The 18,081-nt window shown below is 37.9% G+C and carries 18 protein-coding genes; 16 read left to right on the top strand and 2 right to left on the bottom strand.

Features of this window, described 5'->3' with window-relative positions; translation table 11 throughout:
• Nucleotides 1-110 precede the first annotated feature (110 nt).
• From ACLNCS_RS06130 to ACLNCS_RS06120, 3 genes are all read left to right on the top strand, one after another.
• On the top strand, nt 111-974 hold the full coding sequence (locus ACLNCS_RS06130) for a DUF2262 domain-containing protein (RefSeq protein WP_424847802.1): 864 nt from the start codon (nt 111-113) through the stop codon (nt 972-974).
• 159 nt (nt 975-1,133) lie between these two features.
• Nucleotides 1,134-1,559 (top strand): MarR family winged helix-turn-helix transcriptional regulator, encoded by a 426-nt coding sequence (locus ACLNCS_RS06125; RefSeq protein ID WP_424847800.1) that lies wholly within the window; start codon nt 1,134-1,136, stop codon nt 1,557-1,559.
• A 10-nt stretch (nt 1,560-1,569) separates the two neighbouring features.
• Entirely contained in the window at nt 1,570-1,932 is a 363-nt protein-coding gene (locus tag ACLNCS_RS06120) for a DUF1304 domain-containing protein (protein WP_424847798.1), read from the top strand.
• Nucleotides 1,933-1,978: 46 nt separating this feature from the next.
• Here the strand turns inward: ACLNCS_RS06120 and ACLNCS_RS06115 are convergent, their stop codons facing one another.
• Nucleotides 1,979-2,836, bottom strand: a complete 858-nt coding sequence (locus ACLNCS_RS06115; protein ID WP_424847796.1) for a DUF975 family protein — start codon at nt 2,834-2,836, stop codon at nt 1,979-1,981.
• Between the two features lie 116 nt (nt 2,837-2,952).
• On the opposite strand from ACLNCS_RS06115, the gene tgt reads away from it, so the two are divergent.
• From tgt to ACLNCS_RS06085, 6 genes are all read left to right on the top strand, one after another.
• Nucleotides 2,953-4,095 (top strand): tRNA guanosine(34) transglycosylase Tgt, encoded by a 1,143-nt coding sequence (tgt, locus tag ACLNCS_RS06110; RefSeq protein WP_004250663.1) that lies wholly within the window; start codon nt 2,953-2,955, stop codon nt 4,093-4,095.
• A gap of 133 nt (nt 4,096-4,228) precedes the next feature.
• Nucleotides 4,229-6,046 carry an acyltransferase family protein gene (locus ACLNCS_RS06105; RefSeq protein ID WP_424847794.1) on the top strand — a complete coding sequence of 606 codons (1,818 nt, stop codon included), beginning with the start codon at nt 4,229-4,231 and terminating at the stop codon, nt 6,044-6,046.
• Between the two features lie 117 nt (nt 6,047-6,163).
• Nucleotides 6,164-6,505, top strand: a complete 342-nt coding sequence (locus ACLNCS_RS06100; RefSeq protein WP_004250665.1) for a metal-sulfur cluster assembly factor — start codon at nt 6,164-6,166, stop codon at nt 6,503-6,505.
• Between the two features lie 180 nt (nt 6,506-6,685).
• Complete coding sequence (gene pgfS, locus ACLNCS_RS06095; RefSeq protein ID WP_004250666.1) at nt 6,686-7,636, top strand: glycosyltransferase PgfS; 951 nt, start codon at nt 6,686-6,688, stop codon at nt 7,634-7,636.
• Complete coding sequence (locus ACLNCS_RS06090) at nt 7,626-10,244, top strand: YfhO family protein (RefSeq protein WP_254731280.1); 2,619 nt, start codon at nt 7,626-7,628, stop codon at nt 10,242-10,244. Before pgfS ends, ACLNCS_RS06090 begins: the two co-directional genes overlap by 11 nt.
• Before the next feature lie 20 nt (nt 10,245-10,264).
• Entirely contained in the window at nt 10,265-12,862 is a 2,598-nt protein-coding gene (locus ACLNCS_RS06085; RefSeq protein WP_074324507.1) for a YfhO family protein, read from the top strand.
• 119 nt (nt 12,863-12,981) lie between these two features.
• Here the strand turns inward: ACLNCS_RS06085 and ilvD are convergent, their stop codons facing one another.
• Entirely contained in the window at nt 12,982-14,685 is a 1,704-nt protein-coding gene (ilvD, locus tag ACLNCS_RS06080) for a dihydroxy-acid dehydratase (protein WP_424847791.1), read from the bottom strand.
• Nucleotides 14,686-14,903: 218 nt separating this feature from the next.
• On the opposite strand from ilvD, the gene rpmF reads away from it, so the two are divergent.
• The 7 genes from rpmF to ACLNCS_RS06045 all read left to right on the top strand — a co-directional run bounded on the left by rpmF (nt 14,904) and on the right by ACLNCS_RS06045 (nt 17,490).
• The gene (gene rpmF / locus ACLNCS_RS06075) at nt 14,904-15,086 is read left to right on the top strand and encodes a 50S ribosomal protein L32 (protein WP_000290417.1); all 183 of its coding nucleotides are present in this window, start codon (nt 14,904-14,906) and stop codon (nt 15,084-15,086) included.
• A 15-nt stretch (nt 15,087-15,101) separates the two neighbouring features.
• Entirely contained in the window at nt 15,102-15,251 is a 150-nt protein-coding gene (gene rpmG / locus ACLNCS_RS06070; protein ID WP_001265622.1) for a 50S ribosomal protein L33, read from the top strand.
• 293 nt (nt 15,252-15,544) lie between these two features.
• Nucleotides 15,545-15,784: a GlsB/YeaQ/YmgE family stress response membrane protein gene (locus ACLNCS_RS06065; RefSeq protein ID WP_004250675.1), complete on the top strand. Its 240-nt coding sequence runs from the start codon at nt 15,545-15,547 to the stop codon at nt 15,782-15,784.
• Between the two features lie 85 nt (nt 15,785-15,869).
• Complete coding sequence (gene amaP, locus ACLNCS_RS06060) at nt 15,870-16,433, top strand: alkaline shock response membrane anchor protein AmaP (protein WP_004250677.1); 564 nt, start codon at nt 15,870-15,872, stop codon at nt 16,431-16,433.
• Nucleotides 16,434-16,444: 11 nt separating this feature from the next.
• Nucleotides 16,445-16,615: a DUF2273 domain-containing protein gene (locus ACLNCS_RS06055; protein WP_004250679.1), complete on the top strand. Its 171-nt coding sequence runs from the start codon at nt 16,445-16,447 to the stop codon at nt 16,613-16,615.
• Between the two features lie 11 nt (nt 16,616-16,626).
• Entirely contained in the window at nt 16,627-17,247 is a 621-nt protein-coding gene (locus ACLNCS_RS06050; RefSeq protein ID WP_004250680.1) for an Asp23/Gls24 family envelope stress response protein, read from the top strand.
• 36 nt (nt 17,248-17,283) lie between these two features.
• Nucleotides 17,284-17,490 (top strand): CsbD family protein, encoded by a 207-nt coding sequence (locus tag ACLNCS_RS06045; protein ID WP_004250682.1) that lies wholly within the window; start codon nt 17,284-17,286, stop codon nt 17,488-17,490.
• Nucleotides 17,491-18,081: the final 591 nt, after the last annotated feature.

Raw genomic sequence — 18,081 nt, 5'->3', positions numbered from 1 at the left:
TTTTGTAAAAATAGTATTTACAAGTGAAAAAAAATATCAAACATGATAAAATGTAAGCGAATACAAAACCATACCAGCGATTTTAAGCATAGAGCGAAAGGATGATAAGAATGACAAACCGATTAAAACCCCCATTTGAGAAAACAAGAGATGATTTTGAAAAGGAATTTTGTGGTGAAATTGTCGAACTCTTGATTTTTACCCTCCAAAATGTAAATGGGGCTGCTTCTTTAAAAGATGGGTGTCTAATGCCGTCCGTTCATTTTAAAGCTAGTGTCAATGTCGAAACTCAGGACTTTTCTGAACTTGAAGGACGTTTGGAATGGCTCCTGACTCCGGAAGAATTTAAAGAAAAGCATTGGGGCTTTAGTTTTGAACCCTACAAAATTCACCGCATTAAGTGTCAAAAACGTCCCTTCATGGAGTTAGAGCCTTATATGTCAGAAGTGGCGAACAATTGCTACCGCTTGCTGGAATACCTAGATGACCAATCTACGGATGCTAGGTTAGAGACCTTGATCGAAACCTACCAGAAACCTGTTATCATTCGAGACGCTATTGGGGAGTTCACCCTAAATAGAGCCTATTCTTGGTTTGAAGGCTTCATCACCTATGAAGGGGGTAAGATTCATGCTATGTTTGATGCGGGTGCAGATGAAAGTCTTCCTCCAAGTTCTTTCGATGATTTAAAGAAATTTATGGAAACCTTCCAAGTCCAAGATGCTCGGATTAAAGACTATATTGTCAAAGAACTGTGGGAAGCAGCTCAAGACTGGATAGATTCGGATGAAAATGATGTGGAGTTAACAGAAGAGTATTTCACTAACTCTCTTTCCTTGAGTGAACTATCGATCAACGAAGATGGGGAATTGACCCTCTACTATGATGATAGCGAGGAAATTTTTGCAGGCCATGCCATCGAAGTTGTCATTGATAAAGAGGGAGAAATCCTTCGAGCAGATTTGGTAGGTTAGTGCTGGATTTTATCTAGAATATAAAAAAACATAGCCTTTTGGGATTGAAACCAAGAGGCTATTTTTCGTGAGTAAGCAAAATAGTTGCGTTTTTAATCAGCTTGCATTATACTTGATAAGTCAATAGTTGATAAATCAAATGTTAACAAGGGAATAGAAATGCCAGAAATAAATGAATTACTGTACCAGCTCCATTTAGTAGATCAGACGATTACTCAACTTTTTGAGAAACAATTGGGAATTAGTTTGACCCGCTATCAAATTCTGCAGTTTTTATTGCAAAAGTCACCGTGTAACCAAACTGCCGTTCAAGAGAAGTTACAGATTGACCAGGCAGCTTTGACCCGTCATTTTAAGGTTTTAGAGTCAGAGGGCTATGTCAGTCGTAAGCGTAATCCAATCAATCAGCGAGAAGTCCTAGTTGAATTAACACAAGAAGCCAAGAATCAACTATTAGTTAATCCGCCTAAACATCACTTGCGAGTGAAGGAACAGATGGAGAGCATCTTATCGCCTGGTGAGCAGAAAGAACTGACAACCTTACTGACAAAACTAGTCTCAGGTTTAGAAAAAATAGAATTTTAAGGAGAACACTATGTCAATCATTACTACTGTTTTAGCAACTATTGTTGCCCTCGAACATTTTTATATCTTTTATTTGGAGAGTATCGCAACCCAATCAGACGCGACCAGCCGAGTCTTTAATATGGAAAAGGAAGAGTTGACTCGACCATCTGTCACTTCACTTTTTAAAAACCAAGGGATTTATAATGCCTTGATTGGGGTATTTCTTATCTATGGTATTTATTTCTCGCATAGCTTAGAAATCGTAACAATCTTTGTTTTATTTGTCATAGGAGCAGCGACTTATGGTGCTTTAACAGCAGATAAAAAAATCATTCTAAAGCAAGGTGGTCCAGCGATCATAACTCTTTTGAGTATCCTCTTATTAAAATAAAAACAACCAACACTTTCTATGAGGTGCTGGTTTTTAATAACTGATCTTAAACTTTTCTCCGCTTAATTTCAAGTAGTCTTTGATAGAAGAAGAATTGGCTACTATAGATATAAGGGAAGATAGAGATACTTGCGATTCCAAAGCTAATCCAGATAAGGATATACCAAGGAAGTAGTTGTAAATCAAGGACAAAGCGTTGGAACTTATAGCCTTTCATGAGAAAGCGGCTGGTATGCAGCACGCGGCTCGGTTTGGCAATTCCGATTGCAAGGGTGTCACATAAAAGTAGTTCAACTTGGGAATAGGCATAATATTGTGGCAGATAGAGAATGGTTCCCAAAATCATTACAAGGACACTACCAAAGAAGTAGAGTGCGAAAGTAAGCAGGAAGTGTTCGATATCTGGATTGGTGACGTCAACAGATGGAAATTCGGGATGAAGTTCCACAAATTTACGAGCCATGGCACTGCTATAAAAGAGCAAGAAGACTCCAAAAAGATTAGGGATGCTCCATAAAAAGAGATAGAAACGCTTGAGTAAGAGCGTTAGAAATGTTTGGGTAAAGAAGCGGTTGTCAAGCAAGGACAGACTATCTTTAAAGGAAAGCTCTATCTCAGAAATTCTGTAAAGATTAATCGTGGTAAAGAGGGCACCAGCTAGGATGATGGAACTTGTAAATCCAACGGCTATCGGAAAGAGAGCAGACTGGATTGTAATCCCTAGAAAACTCAAGAAGGACTGTTCAAGAATGCCTTCATCAAGTAGGGATAAAGGTCTGATAAAGCTCGATAGAATAAAGAGAATACTTGGTAATAAAAAGACAAGCAGCAAGCGAGGATGCTCGGCTTGAAATTGTCTAGCCTGCTCGCGAACTTCTTTTAAATTAATTTTTGGGTACTTCATTCTTTCATTATACCATAGTTCGTGACAGTTCCTGTTTTTTTTGATAGAATCATACAGTATGCCCCTAGGCACAAAGTAAGAACTGGGACTGTCTTTCCCAGCTTCGGAGGTAAAAAATGTCAGATTCGCCAATCAAATATCGATTGATTAAAAAAGAAAAACACACAGGAGCTCGTTTGGGTGAGATTATCACACCCCATGGTACCTTCCCAACGCCTATGTTTATGCCAGTAGGGACTCAGGCAACGGTCAAGACTCAGTCGCCAGAAGAATTGAAAGAGATGGGTTCAGGAATTATCCTTTCTAACACTTATCACTTGTGGCTTCGCCCTGGGGACGAACTCATTGCCCGTGCTGGAGGTCTTCACAAGTTCATGAATTGGGACCAACCAATCTTGACAGATAGCGGTGGTTTTCAAGTGTATTCCCTAGCGGATAGCCGTAATATTACAGAAGAAGGGGTAACCTTCAAGAACCACCTCAACGGTTCTAAGATGTTTCTTTCACCTGAAAAGGCAATTTCTATTCAAAACAATCTGGGCTCAGATATCATGATGTCCTTTGACGAATGTCCCCAATTTTATCAACCTTATGATTATGTGAAAAAATCGATTGAACGTACTAGCCGTTGGGCAGAGCGTGGTTTAAAGGCTCATCGTCGTCCACATGATCAAGGTCTATTTGGGATTGTACAAGGGGCAGGATTTGAAGATCTTCGTCGTCAATCAGCTCATGACCTTGTAAGTATGGACTTCCCAGGATATTCTATCGGAGGACTAGCAGTTGGAGAAACCCATGAGGAGATGAATGCAGTTTTGGACTTCACTACTCAGCTCCTTCCTGAGAATAAACCTCGTTACTTGATGGGAGTAGGAGCGCCAGATAGCTTGATTGATGGTGTTATCCGTGGTGTCGATATGTTTGACTGTGTCTTGCCGACTCGTATCGCTCGTAACGGGACTTGTATGACCAGTCAAGGTCGCTTGGTAGTCAAGAATGCTCAGTTTGCGGAGGACTTTACACCACTTGATCCAGAGTGTGATTGCTACACATGTAAGAACTACACCCGTGCCTATCTTCGTCACTTGCTCAAGGCTGATGAAACCTTTGGTATCCGCTTGACAAGTTACCATAATCTCTACTTCTTGCTCAACCTCATGAAGCAGGTTCGTCAGGCTATCATGGATGATAATCTTCTGGAATTTCGTGAACATTTTGTTGAAAAATATGGTTATAACAAGTCAGGGCGAAATTTCTAAATTTAGCTTGAAATCAGCTAAAAATCCTAAGTTTTATCTTAGGATTTTTCTGTTTTTTTTGATAAAATAAAGGTACTATGAATGAAAGTTAGATGGCTTTTTTGCCAATCTAATGAATGGAGAATAGACTCGTATGCGTATTAAATGGTTTTCCTTGATTAGGATTACAGGTTTGCTTTTGGTACTCTTGTATCATTTCTTTCAAACGACTTTCCCAGGAGGTTTCTTTGGGGTTGACGTCTTCTTTACCTTCTCAGGTTTTCTGATTACATCACTTTTATTAGAAGAATTTGGACAAAAAGGGAAGATTGATATCTTAGGATTTTTTAGAAGACGTTTCTATCGGATTTTTCCGCCAGTTGTTTTAATGATTCTTGTCATCATGCCATTCACCTTCTTGGTTCGCCAAGATTATGTGGCAGGAATTGGTGGGCAGATTGCCGGTGTTCTAGGATTTATGACGAACTTCTATGAAATGCTGACAGGAGGAAGTTATGAATCTCAGTTTATCCCTCACCTCTTTGTTCACAACTGGAGCTTAGCTGTTGAAGTTCATTATTATATCTTGTGGGGCTTGGCAGTCTGGTTCCTATCTAAGCGAGCAAAATCAAGCGGACAACTACGAGGAACAATCTTTCTACTTTCATCAGCTGCCTTTATCGTCAGTTTCCTTTCGATGTTTATCGGTAGTTTTATTGTAAGTTCTTACTCAACAGTATACTTTTCAAGCTTAACTCATGTGTATCCCTTCTTCTTAGGTAGTGTGCTTGCTACCGTAATAGGGGTTCGTCATGCAACGCCACTTTTTAAACGTTTGAATAGAAGCTTGGATTTGAAGCAGACTTTGCTAGTCTTTGGAGCTGGGCTCGGAGTCTTGCTATTACTGACCTTCTTTGTGAAATTTACCTATCTCTTTGCTTATTTACTCGGCTTCTTGTTTGCAAGTTTAGCAGCGCTTCTGATGATTGTTGCGGCACGCGTCTTGCATGAGAAAACACCGACGATCAAAGAGCCAAAGATTATCAGCTTTTTAGCGGATACAAGCTATGCTGTCTATCTTTTCCACTGGCCGTTTTATATTATTTTCTCACAGTTAATGGGAAATATTCCGGCGGTGATTTTAACCACCATCTTCTCTTATATCTTTGCAACCCTTTCTTTCTACGTCATCGAACCTTTAGTAGCAGGAAAATCTACTGATTTCTTACAAAAGGCAAAAGAAATTCCGCACATTAAACCGGTCTTTGCTGGTAGTGCTGGAGTACTTGGTCTGATTACCGTTGTCGTGATATTGATAGCTCCTCAAGTCGGTGCATTTGAAACGGATTTGATGGTTAATGGTCTCAATCAGGCCCAAACCAATATGAACCGAACAAAAACCATGGCAGATCAAGCAGAAGCCAGCCGCTATAATATAGCTGAGGGTGTATCCATCATTGGTGACTCAGTAACCTTACGTGCTTCAGATGGACTAAAAGAAATCTTACCAGATGCGCAGATTGATGGTCAGATCAGTCGAAATACCAAACAGGCAAATGAATTGATGTTGAATTACAGTCAGAATAAAGCCTTGCCTAAAATTGTAGTCATTGCGACTGGCGTTAATAATCCTGAAAATTATAAAGCTGATTTGGATCTGCTGATAACAAACCTTCCAAAAGGACATCAACTTGTTTTAGTTACTCCATACGAGGGAGACACAACGCAGGAAACACAACCTTATGTTGAGCAGTATGCAAGCTATGCGCGTGAACTGGCACAAAAATATTCATATATAGCACTAGCAGATTGGAACCAAGTCGCTAAAGATCATCCAGATATTTGGAAGGGAACAGACCAGGTTCACTTCGGTAGTGATACGACCAAGCAGGATGAAGGAGCAAAACTTTACGCAGAAACCATTAATGCTGCTGTTAAAGCTCTTGCAGACAAACCTGTCAAATCAAAATAATCACTAAAAAGTAGAGATTGTATCTCTACTTTTTTGCTTTAACGAGAATTGGGAAAAACTTGCCAAATTGTCAGAATTATGAGAAAATAGGAACAATCAAAAAATGGAGGGAATGCAATGAGAGAAGACATCAAGATTAATGACCGTGCTCTAGCATTGGAAGATCAAATCATTGAAGTACTCGAAAAAGTTTATGATACAGATGTAGAGTTAGATGTATACAATCTTGGATTGATTTATGAGATTCATTTAGATGAGGCTGGCCTTTGTACAGTTGTTATGACCTTCACTGATACTGCCTGTGACTGTGCAGAAAGTCTACCAATCGAGATTGTGGCAGGTTTAAAACAAATTGATGGGATTGAGGATGTCAAGGTTGAGGTTACCTGGTCTCCAGCATGGAAGATTACACGCATTAGTCGTTATGGACGTATAGCCTTAGGGTTGCCTCCGCGATAAAAAATAGAGTGATAAGATGAATTATGAATCGGGATTAAAGACCTGATTTATATTTTTCTTTTTTTTTGTTTATTTATTTCATACAATAAACAAAAATTTTTGTTAAGAGTAACCACTTCACTCAAAAAAATGTTATTATAGTAGAAGTGATTATAATAAAAAGAATAAGGTAGAATAGATATGAAATTATCTGTAGTAATTCCGTTTTATAACGAAGAGAATATGATTCAGAAGATGTATGATGAATTGGTTAAAGAAATCAATCAAATTACAAAGGCGGAATTTGAAATTATTTTTATTAATGACGGAAGTAAGGATCGTACTTTTGAACGTATGTTAGCCATCGCAGCTGGCGATTCACGTGTTAAATACATCAGCTTCAGTCGGAATTTCGGGAAAGAAGCTGGAACTATTGCAGGGCTTGAATATGCAACAGGAGAAGCAGTTATTCTAATGGATGGAGATTTGCAGCATCCACCAGCAATGCTTCCACAAATGATTGAAGCTTATGAGCAAGGATACGATGTTGTAAGTGCTCGTCGTACACGTACAGGAGAAAAACGTCACCGTACTTTTTTAGCTAAACATTTTTATAAACTTGCCAATAAAATGATGGATATCGAGCTAATGGACGGAGTCTCTGAATTCCGATTGTTTAGCCGTAAAGTTGTAAACGCCATTATATCTATGCAAGAATACAATCGTTTTTCTAAAGGAATTTTTGCTTGGATCGGCTTTAACGAAAAAGTTATCGAATATGAAAACCAAGTTCGTACTGTAGGTGAAACAAAATACTCGTTGAAGTTCTCATTGAACTATGCGATTCAAGGGATTTTATCATTCAACGATAAACCTCTACGTATGTGTATTAATTTTGGTTTATTCTGCTTATTAATTTCATTGGTTTATGTTCTTTGGACCTTTATCCAATATCTCGTAGTACCGGATTCACTCGTGAGTGGATACTTTACTACAATCTTCTCAGTCGTTCTCTTTGGTGGAATTCAATTGATTTCTATTGGGGTACTCGGAGAATATATCGGTAAGATTTATTATGAAGTGAAGAAACGTCCACATTATCTTGTTGACCAAACGAACATTACTGTGAAAGGAGAGCAAAATGACGACTAAGAAAAAAGTCTATCTAGCAAGTTTTATTGCGCCTATGCTCATTATGTTTGTAGCTTGGGCTATTGATGGCTTCTTTCCTTTCGGGACAAAGTCACTCATGGCGGTTGACTTTAACGCACAGTATATTGGCTTATATGCTTATTTCAAACATTTATTTTTAAATGGCGATTGGAGTAGTTTCTTCTACTCTTTCTCTAAATCCATTGGAGGGGGGATGTTAGGGATTTGGGGCTTCAACTTGTTGAGTCCATTTAACTTACTCTTTCTATTAACCTCTGAAGAAAATTTCCAATGGGTGGTTCCAATTGTTATTGCCTTACGTTATGGAGCGATGGGATTAACCATGGCACATTTCTTGGTTAAACGATATGATGGATTAAAGAATAAGGCCTACTTGGTTCCAATCGTCGCTACCATCTACGCATTAAATGGGTTTAATGTTAGTTATCAAATGAACCCAATTTTCTATGATGGAATGATCATGCTTCCATTAGTTTTAATTGGGGTTGAACAAGTACTAGATAATAAGTCTCCAAGAGGCTATATTGGCATGCTGGCATTATCTCTCTTTGTTCAATTTTACATGGGTTATATGACCTGCATTTTTGTGGTCATTTATGCTTTGTTCTACATTATTCGTTCAGAGAATTTAAGAAATAAAAAGGTTATTCTAACAAGACTGGGGAAATTAGCTGCCGCATCTATACTAGCTGTTGGAATAGTATCAGCTGTATTGCTCCCAATTCTGATTAGTTTGGTATCAACAAAAGGGGGCTTGCAAAGCACTCTGAGATTTGATTGGAAGTTACAAATCAATCCGTTTGAGATTTTAGCAAAACTCTTTTTAGGAGCTTTTGATAATACTTCTTGGCCAGCTGGACCTAACTTGCCAAATATATATGTGGCTAGCTTTGGTTTACTAGGAACACTTTATTACTTTATTTCAAGTAAGATTTCAAAATGGAGTAAAATTGCAGCAAGTTTTGTTCTCGTAGTGTTTTTGATTTCTTGTGCCCATGAATTTACAAGTAAGTTGTGGCATATGGGACAAAATCCTGCTGGATTTTTCTATCGATTCTCATGGATTATTGCTTTCTTTTTAGTTTATTTGGCTTATCTAAGTCTACGAGAAGTGGAGAAATTTACTAAAAGAGAAGCTAGCTTCCTGCTGATTAGCGGTGCAGTTATCTTTTCTATTGTACAGTTACAACAACACTCTTTCTTAACAGTTTGGCAACGTCTTGCAACGATTTTGATTTTTGTGGTTCTGCTTGGGGCTTTATTCTATCCTAAAGTAAAAAGAGCTTGGATGATTATAGCTGCTTTGACTGTAGTTGAGTTAACAGCTAATGCAGCACTTGTTCAATCACGTGTTGGCTATACAGATGCCTACAAGTATCACGATGCTGTTTTACAATTAAAGGATGCTATTAACCCTATTCGACCTGACCACAGTGATTTTTACAGAATTAATAAATCATTTAATCTAAGTAAGAATGATCCATTCATGGTGGATTATCCTGGCTTATCAATTTTTAGTTCCAACTTAGAAAATAGTACGCGAGATTTATTTGACCGTTTAGGAAATAATGGAATTAACGCAACGACCTACTATCAAGGAACTCCGCTACAAGATGCACTCTTCTCAGTGAAATACTTAGTGACTCCAAAACCAGTGCTTAAAGAGGACTATCCGGATACATCCAAGTTGTATGTATTCGGAAATATGGTAACGCGTAAAGATATTACGACAAAAGAACCTGTTTATGAAGCTGCTAGAACAAAGACTTTCGAGACAGATTTGATTTTACCAATTGCTTATGGTGTTAATGATGCAACGGTGAATGTAAAATTAGAGAACCACCAACCGATTCAAAATCAAAATAAGATAGTACAAGCAATGGGAGCGACGAGCGATTATTATTTAGCTATATTAGCAGCAAATGAATTGAAGTTAGATAATATGGAATCATCTAAACCAGAAACTTACAAACGAATTGATTCATCTAAACCAGGAACGATTACCTATCACTTATTACCTCAATCTGCTGAAGATTATTGGGTATCAATTCCGCAAAAATTATCTCATACAGATAAAAACAAAGTTCGTATCTTGTTGAATGGCAAAAATTACGAATTCCAAGATAAATTTCAACAAACACAGTTCATACAAATTGCGCATAATTCTGCTGGCCAACCTGTAGATTTAACGATTGAAATTGAAACGGATAATGAATATGACTTATCTGGATTACGATTAGCTCGTTCAAATGGTGCATTAGTAAATCGTATCATTCAAGAACGTCAGCTTCAAGGAATAAAATTGTCTCATTGGGATAATCGTAGTTTTAAAGGGACAGTGAATATTACTGATGACAGTACCTGGATGATGACAAGTATTCCATTTGAAAAAGGTTGGACTGTTAAAGTAGATGGAAAAGTAGTTGAAACTGCAAGAGTTTGGGATAGCCTGTTGGCATATAAAATTACACCAGGTGAGCATACAGTTGAAATGAGTTACTTGCCAGAGGGATTTGTTTTAGGTTTTATAATCTCAACCGTATCTATCGCTCTTTATGGATTTGCAATTTACAAAAAATGGATTTAATATAGTGGGAGTAGACTATAATGAAAATTTCAAAAATGAAATTAAAATATAGTTCGCTGTTCTTTGTTCCATTTATGGTTATGTTAGGGGTCTTCCTTTGTTTAGGGTTGACTCCCTTTTCACAAAATTCGATACATAGTGGAGACTTTCTTGCACAATATTTTCCGCTATATATCGGATTACATAAACTGTTCTGGAGTGGAGATTATGGCGGTCTGTTTTGGTCCTTCGAGAAATCACTTGGAGGAGCAATGCCAAGTGTTTGGGGTTTTAATAGTTTAAGTCCATTCACGTTTTTATACGTAATCTTCCCGGTTTCAACATTTCAAATTTTGAGTTATGTAATCCCACTAATTCGTTCTGGGATAATGGGAGTCGTCTTTGGGTATTTCTTGGAAAAGAAATTTCAAGGAGTGTCTAAACATTACTGGTTATCGTTAGGATTATCTTCGTCGTATGCTCTTAGTGGCTTTATCGTATCGCAACAGTACAATCCTAATTTCTTAGATAATCTAATTTATGTACCGTTGATTCTTTTAGGAATTGAAGAAATTGCGGGTGGAAAGCGATCGTTTAAATTACCGATTTTTCTTTCTATTAGTTTGATTACGAATTTCTATACAGGCTATATGATGTGCCTTTTTGTAGCACTGTATACGTTTTATATTATCTTCTCAACGGATGACCCTCTGATTGAGGCGCTACTAAAAATGGGGAGAGTTGCTTTATTTGCACTAATTGGTGTAGGAATTGCAGCGTTTTGGTTATTGCCGGTCTTTAGTGCCTTGTTAGAGAGTAAAGCGAGCGCTGGGAGTACCTTCGCGTGGTCATGGGACTTCGTCAATGATGTAGTAGCAATGCCTCAAAAATTTATTCTAGGATCCTTCGGAGAAAAAGAATGGGGTGATCCAAAGGCTCTACCGCAGCTATATATTGGTGGCTTGGCTCTCTTTGGGTTGTTTACATTCTTTGCTAAGAAAGAGATTACTCTCCTTAAGAAGTTGTCAGCGATAGTCGTCCTTCTTGTGTTGTTTCTCTCATTCTCTATTCAAGGCTTCGATCAAATTTGGCATATGGGACAACGTCCCGTTGGTTTCTTCTTTAGAAATTCATGGGTAGCCAACAGCTTTATGCTGGTATTGGCGTCAGAAAGCTTACTACAATGGAAAGATAAGCTTCGATTAAGCGAGTTTCTAGTGGCTATTTTTGGGTTTGGTTCAATACTTGTATTATCGACTCAAAGAAGTCTTCAATTTGTTGAAACGCCGCAGAAAATACTCGCATTTTGCTTTTGGACAACCATCTTATTAGCGTTTTTCTTTAGAAAAGTAGATAAAGTTCGTAGGTTACAATTAGTGGCCGGAGTGGTGATTATCGAACTAATGATCAGTTCTTTTGTTGGATTAAAAAGGGTACCTTTTTTCATTGGTAATGAAGGATTAAAGAGTCAAATGGAATACGCCACTGCTTTTGACCAAGAAGGTTACGGCGGTTCAAAGGTATTTACACGGATGGAAATGCATAAGGGCTTGTCTCATGCCAACTTCCCTATTGCCTATAATTATAATGGGGTATCACATTTCACTTCGAGTCTCGAGTATTCATTGATTGAGGAATTGAGCTATCTAGGATTGCCGTCATCGCAATCAGTTGTTAACTATACAAGTCGTAATGTCATTCTGGATTCATTCTTTGGAATCTCAAACTTTATGATGGATGGAGATGAAAAACGTATTTTTTCAGACGTTCGTGGATTGTATGAGAAAGTAGGTACGTTAAAGAACTTTGCTGTTTATCGTAATCCATATGCCTTTTCTCTTGGATATTTAACTAATGAAAGTTCAGCGACGAATATCTCATTTGAAGCACATCAACCCGCTGCCAATTTGAATCAGCTATTACAAGTGATTGGATTATCTGGAGCAAATGCACTAAGCGAAGTGAGTGTTGGGGAACCAGTTACCTCGAATTTAACAAAGTCGGGAGACAAATACACTCTATCAAATGAAGGAGAATATTCTAACATTGAATGGAAGTTGACTCTTGAACCAAATAAGTTGTACTTTGTTGAAATTCCAGAAAGACAAGCTGGTTCGGTAAATAAGTCAAAGGTGAAGCTCAACGGATTAAGTTATCCCTATGAAAATCGATTCCGAGATAATCAATTTTGGATGCTTGGCAATGGAAACTTAGATCAAACGATTACTCTCACTTTTGAAGAAGGAAAAGCCAAAGAATGGGATTTTCGAGGTTTTAAATTTTATTCAATTGATATACCAACGCTAACAAATGCATTGGAACAGTTTAAAAAAACACATGATATCACCATTGATTCCTATTCAAATTCAACGGTGAAAGCACATGTCAATGTTCCAAATAGTGAACAATCCTTCGCAACCTTCACTATTCCATATCACTCAGGTTGGAGTGTAACAGTAGATGGTCAAGCTCAAGAAGTTCAAAAATCTCTTGGTTTCTTTATGGGTGTTTCACTAACTGAAGGAGAACACGAGATTATATGGAGTTATAGCCCACCAGGGTTAAACACTGGAATAGTACTTTCAATGACTTCCCTCATCGTACTCATTTACTTGTGGAAAAAGAAAAAAGTGGAGTAGATAACATACTTTGTTGCCTATTCCAATGAAAAAGGATGAAGTTCGTAAGAACTTCATCCTTTTTGTGTGCCTATTATACCACTGTAATAAGGTAATTCTTTATAGGATAATATGAGAGCTTATTTTTTACCAGATTGTTCCATATTCCAGAAATCTGTAACAGCACCACGTGATGCAGAAGATACGGTATGGGCGTACTTACCAAGGACACCACGGCTATAGAGTGGTGGCAAGGTTGTTTCTGCCTTGCGTTTTTCAAGTTCTTCATCAGAAACGTCCATCGAAATTTCTTTAGTATCTTGGTCAACCGTAACGATATCTCCTGTACGAAGGTAGGCAATTGGTCCACCATCCTGAGCTTCAGGAGCGATATGTCCAACAACCAATCCATAAGTACCACCAGAGAAGCGTCCATCTGTTAAGAGGGCAACTTTGTCTCCTTGGCCTTTACCAACGATCATTGATGAAAGTGAGAGCATCTCAGGCATACCAGGGCCACCCTTAGGTCCAACAAAACGAACAACGACAACATCGCCATCAACGATTTCATCGGACAAGACCGCTTGGATAGCATCTTCTTCTGAGTCAAAGACCTTGGCTGGACCAACGTGACGACGCACTTTAACACCTGATACCTTGGCAACTGCACCGTCAGGAGCAAGATTACCGTTCAAGATGATAAGCGGACCGTCCGCACGTTTAGGATTTTCAAGTGGCATGATGACTTTTTGACCCGGTGTGAGGTCTGCAAAGTCAGCTAAGTTTTCATCGACAGTTTTACCAGTACATGTGATGCGGTCTCCATGAAGGAATCCATTTGCCAGCAAGTACTTCATAACCGCAGGCACACCACCAACTTCGTAGAGGTCTTGGAAGACATACTGACCAGAAGGTTTCAAGTCGGCCAAGTGAGGCACACGTTCTTGGATAGTATTAAAGTCCTCAAGAGACAAGTCAACATTAGCTGCGTGGGCAATAGCAAGCAAGTGAAGAGTGGCGTTAGTAGAACCACCGAGAGCCATTGTCACTGTAATAGCATCTTCAAAGGCTTCACGAGTCAAGATATCTGAAGGTTTGATACCAAGTTCAAGCATTTTGACAACTGCACGACCGGCTGCTTCGATGTCTTCCTTCTTGTCAGCCGATTCAGCTGGGTGAGAAGAAGAACCTGGCAAACTCATCCCCAAAACTTCGATAGCAGTAGCCATAGTATTGGCAGTATACATACCACCACAACCACCAGGGCCAGGGCAGGCATTACATTCCAGACGTTTCACGTCCTCAGCAGTCATATCGCCGTGATTCCACTTACCGATTCCTTCAAATACAGAAACCAAGTCGATGTCTTTGCCATCCAGTTTTCCAGGGGCGATGGTACCACCGTAAGCGAAAATAGCTGGGATATCCATATTGGCAATGGCAATCATAGAACCAGGCATGTTCTTGTCACAACCACCGATAGCTACAAATGCATCGACGTTATGACCACCCATAGCTGCTTCGATAGAGTCCGCGATGATATCACGAGACGTTAGGGAGAAGCGCATACCCGGCGTTCCCATGGCAATACCGTCGGCTACGGTAATGGTCCCAAACTGCACAGGCCAAGCACCCGCAGATTTAACACCTTCTTTAGCCAATTTCCCAAAGTCATGCAAGTGAATATTACACGGTGTGTTTTCTGCCCAAGTCGAGATGACCCCAACAATCGGTGTTTCAAAGTCCTTATCTGTCATGCCAGTCGCACGAAGCATGGCACGGTTAGGTGATTTTACCATGCTGTCATAGATGCTGCTGCGGTGACGTTTATCTAATTCTGTCATTCAAGTCCCTCCCATTTCAGTTTGTTCCATTATAGCACAATTTTCACATGAATAACAGAAGAAAATTTTTAAATTTTCAGACAATTTAGCAGTGTACGATAAAAAAATACAACTTTTTTTGTCAAGTAACTTTACTTTACAAAAAAGTTTTGATATACTATTAAAGTTGATGAAAATCAAACCTAATTGAATTTATATCTTAAAAGGAGAAAAACGAAATGGCAGTACCTGCACGTCGCACTTCAAAAGCGAAGAAAAACAAACGTCGTACACACTACAAAGTAACAGCTCCATCTGTAAACTTTGACGAAACTACTGGAGATTACTCACGTTCTCACCGTGTATCACTTAAAGGATACTACAAAGGACGTAAGATCGCTAAAGCTGCATCAGCTGAATAATAGAAGGGAGATACCATGCGCGTAAATATTACACTTGAACACAAAGAATCTGGTGAACGCTTGTACCTTACTTCTAAAAACAAACGTAACACTCCAGACCGTCTTCAATTGAAGAAATACTCACCAAAACTTCGCAAACACGTTGTGTTTACAGAGGTTAAATAGTGGGTCATTACGTTTCATTAGAAACGAAACAACCTTGATTTAACGCGATTGTTGAATTTTTCAATTTCAATGTATTGCAATAAAAATCAACTGAATGACTACATTTTTTGTGAAATAAATTAGATGTTCGGATATATAGAAAACGCTCTAGTCACAATGACTAGAGCGTTTTTGTATTGTTTTAAAATTTATTAAAGCACATATTCGTGAGCATATAATTTGAGTGCGCTCTCATATTATGATACACTAAATTTAACCCAGATATATTGGGGCTATGAAAGGAGGCGCATATTATGTTGTGGTCCATTATTGTAGGAGGTTTTATCGGCCTTGCAGCAGGGGCAATCACTAAAAAAGGTGGCTCAATGGGAGTAATTGCTAATATATTTGCCGGTTTAATCGGTTCATCAGTAGGTCAATCACTCCTTGGTACTTGGGGACCTTCACTAGCTGGTATGGCTATCATTCCATCTATTATTGGTGCAGTGATTGTAGTTTCTGTGGTATCGTTCTTTTTGGGTAAAAAAGGTTAATGTTTTACTCGAAAGCAGACTATAGCTTTTAATTTATAATGACGGGTAAAGCTATGGTTTGTTGCACTAATTGAAAGGATTTTATATGTCAAAATCAAAGAAAATATTATTGTTTATTTTCTGTATTTTAATCTTGACAATTTTCCTTCCTATTTTGATAGATTACCACCAGGTTAGTGATTTAGGAATTCAATTGACTAGCTGGCGACAGACATCATTTGAATATTATCTCGCTAGATATGTATTTTGGGGGCTTCTAGGCCTGTCTATCTTAGTTTTATTATGGATGTTAGTAATCCTGTTTTATCCTAGACAATATCTGGAAATAAAACTTGGAACTAAAGACGATAAATTAAAACTAAAAAATTCAGCTATTGAAGGGTTTGTTCGATGTTTATTGGATGAACACAAGATAGTCAAAAATCCCAAAATTCAGGTACATACTCGGAAAAAGAAATGTTTCGTTTATGTAGAAGGTACAGCTGTTCTTTCAGATAACATTGCTAACAAATTTGAAGTAGTTCAAAACGAAATCACTCAAGGACTGAAAGAATTCTTTGGTATTGATCGAGAGGTTAAACTGGAAGTTTCAGTGAAAGAATATGACCCTCAAAAAGCAGCTAAGAAAATTGTTAGTCGTGTAAAGTAAGGAAGTAAAAAATGGAATGGTTTAAAAAATATCAATACCCAATTCTATGTGGTGTAGTAGGTATTATTCTAGCCTGCTTCATCCTATCCTTCGGTTTCTTTAAAACATTGTTCGTTTTAATCTGTGGAGCCTTAGGAATTTGGTTGGGATACTATGTACAGAAGAATTATTTAAATAAATAAAGGAGTTTCATATGTCAAACGTAGAAAAAAATGTAACTGAAAAAAAAGATGTTGTTGTTTCTAAAGATGTTCGAGGAGAATTAACTTACGAAAATAAAGTTATTCAAAAAATTATCGGTCTTTCACTAGAAAGAGTCCCAGGACTATTACATGTTGACGGCGGATTCTTCTCAAATCTTACAGAAAAACTTGTCAATACTAATGATGTAACACACGGTGTTAACGTTGAAGTTGGTAAAGAACAAGTAGCAGTTGACTTGAACGTTATCGTAGAGTACAGAAAAAACGTTCCAACTCTATACAAGGAAATCAAAGACGTTATCGTATCAGAAGTTGCGAAAATGACTGATCTAGAAGTAGTTGAAGTTAACGTTAATGTTGTTGACATCAAAACTAAAGAACAATATGAAGCAGACTCAGTTAGCCTTCAAGATCGTGTAACTGACGTGGCAGAATCAACAGGCGAGTTCGCGTCAGAACAATTGTCTAGAGTGAAATCTGGTATCGGTTCAGGTGTCGCAGCAGCACAAGAAAAAATTAGTGAAGGCGCTGAATTCGTTCAAGAAAAAGTTGGCCAAGGCGTTGATAATGTTAAAGACGCTGCAGCCAAAGCAGAACCACGTGTTCAATAATTACTAATTTAGAAAAAATAAAAGGAGGACATACTTATGTCTACAGAAGAAAAATTCAACCAAGCAGCAGGAGCTGTTAAAGAAGGCGTTGGTAAATTGGTAGGTGACAAAGGACTTGAAAGCGAAGGAGCTGCTGAAAAAGTTGCTTCTAAAGTTAAAGAAGTCGCTGAAGATGCAAAAGACGCTATTGAAGGCGCTGTTGAAGGTGTTAAAAACATCTTTAAAAAAGACGACGCTAAATAGTAAAATTTAGGTAATCTTGCTATTTTCCTTGAGAACACTCCCTAACTGGGGGTGTTTTTGTTATTCATTTTTATCAATGCACGTTTTATAGAGAAAAAAAGAATACAGGACAAACAAATTCCTGTATTCTTAAAATAACTTAGAGCAGCATTAACAAAACAGCGACTAATATGATTATAGTGCAAATTATTTTTCCGATTTTTTCATGTTGCTTGAACAATTTTTCAGAGAAAAGAGTCAATATAAGCGCAACACACATCAACACAGTGCTTAAAGTTTGAGTAGTCATGGTCCATACTCCTTTCGTTATTTTGTTGAACCAGTAAATAAGTTGAATAGTAATTATCTAATTTTCAAACATATCCATCTGCCCTGGTAAAGCCTTTGTTCTTTGATTATTAATCGGTATCTCTATCTATCTTTATTATAGTACAAACGTCATTATTAAACCAATAAACGTAATTATTTTTATAGTTTGGCATCTGTAAAATTTTGAAAACGAAGGATACCTGCTCTGAATTTACTCCTAAAAAAGCAATTTAAAGCAGTTGATATTTATCAAAAAATTTCAGAACTAACAACTAGATAAAA

Origin of the sequence: Streptococcus sp. CL9.43, from assembly GCF_049737935.1 — a bacterium.
In the GTDB taxonomy this organism is placed as follows: Bacteria; Bacillota; Bacilli; order Lactobacillales; family Streptococcaceae; genus Streptococcus; species Streptococcus infantis_I.
The sequence above is the reverse complement of the archived record's forward strand: the minus strand, read 5'-3'. Positions and strand labels throughout refer to the sequence as shown.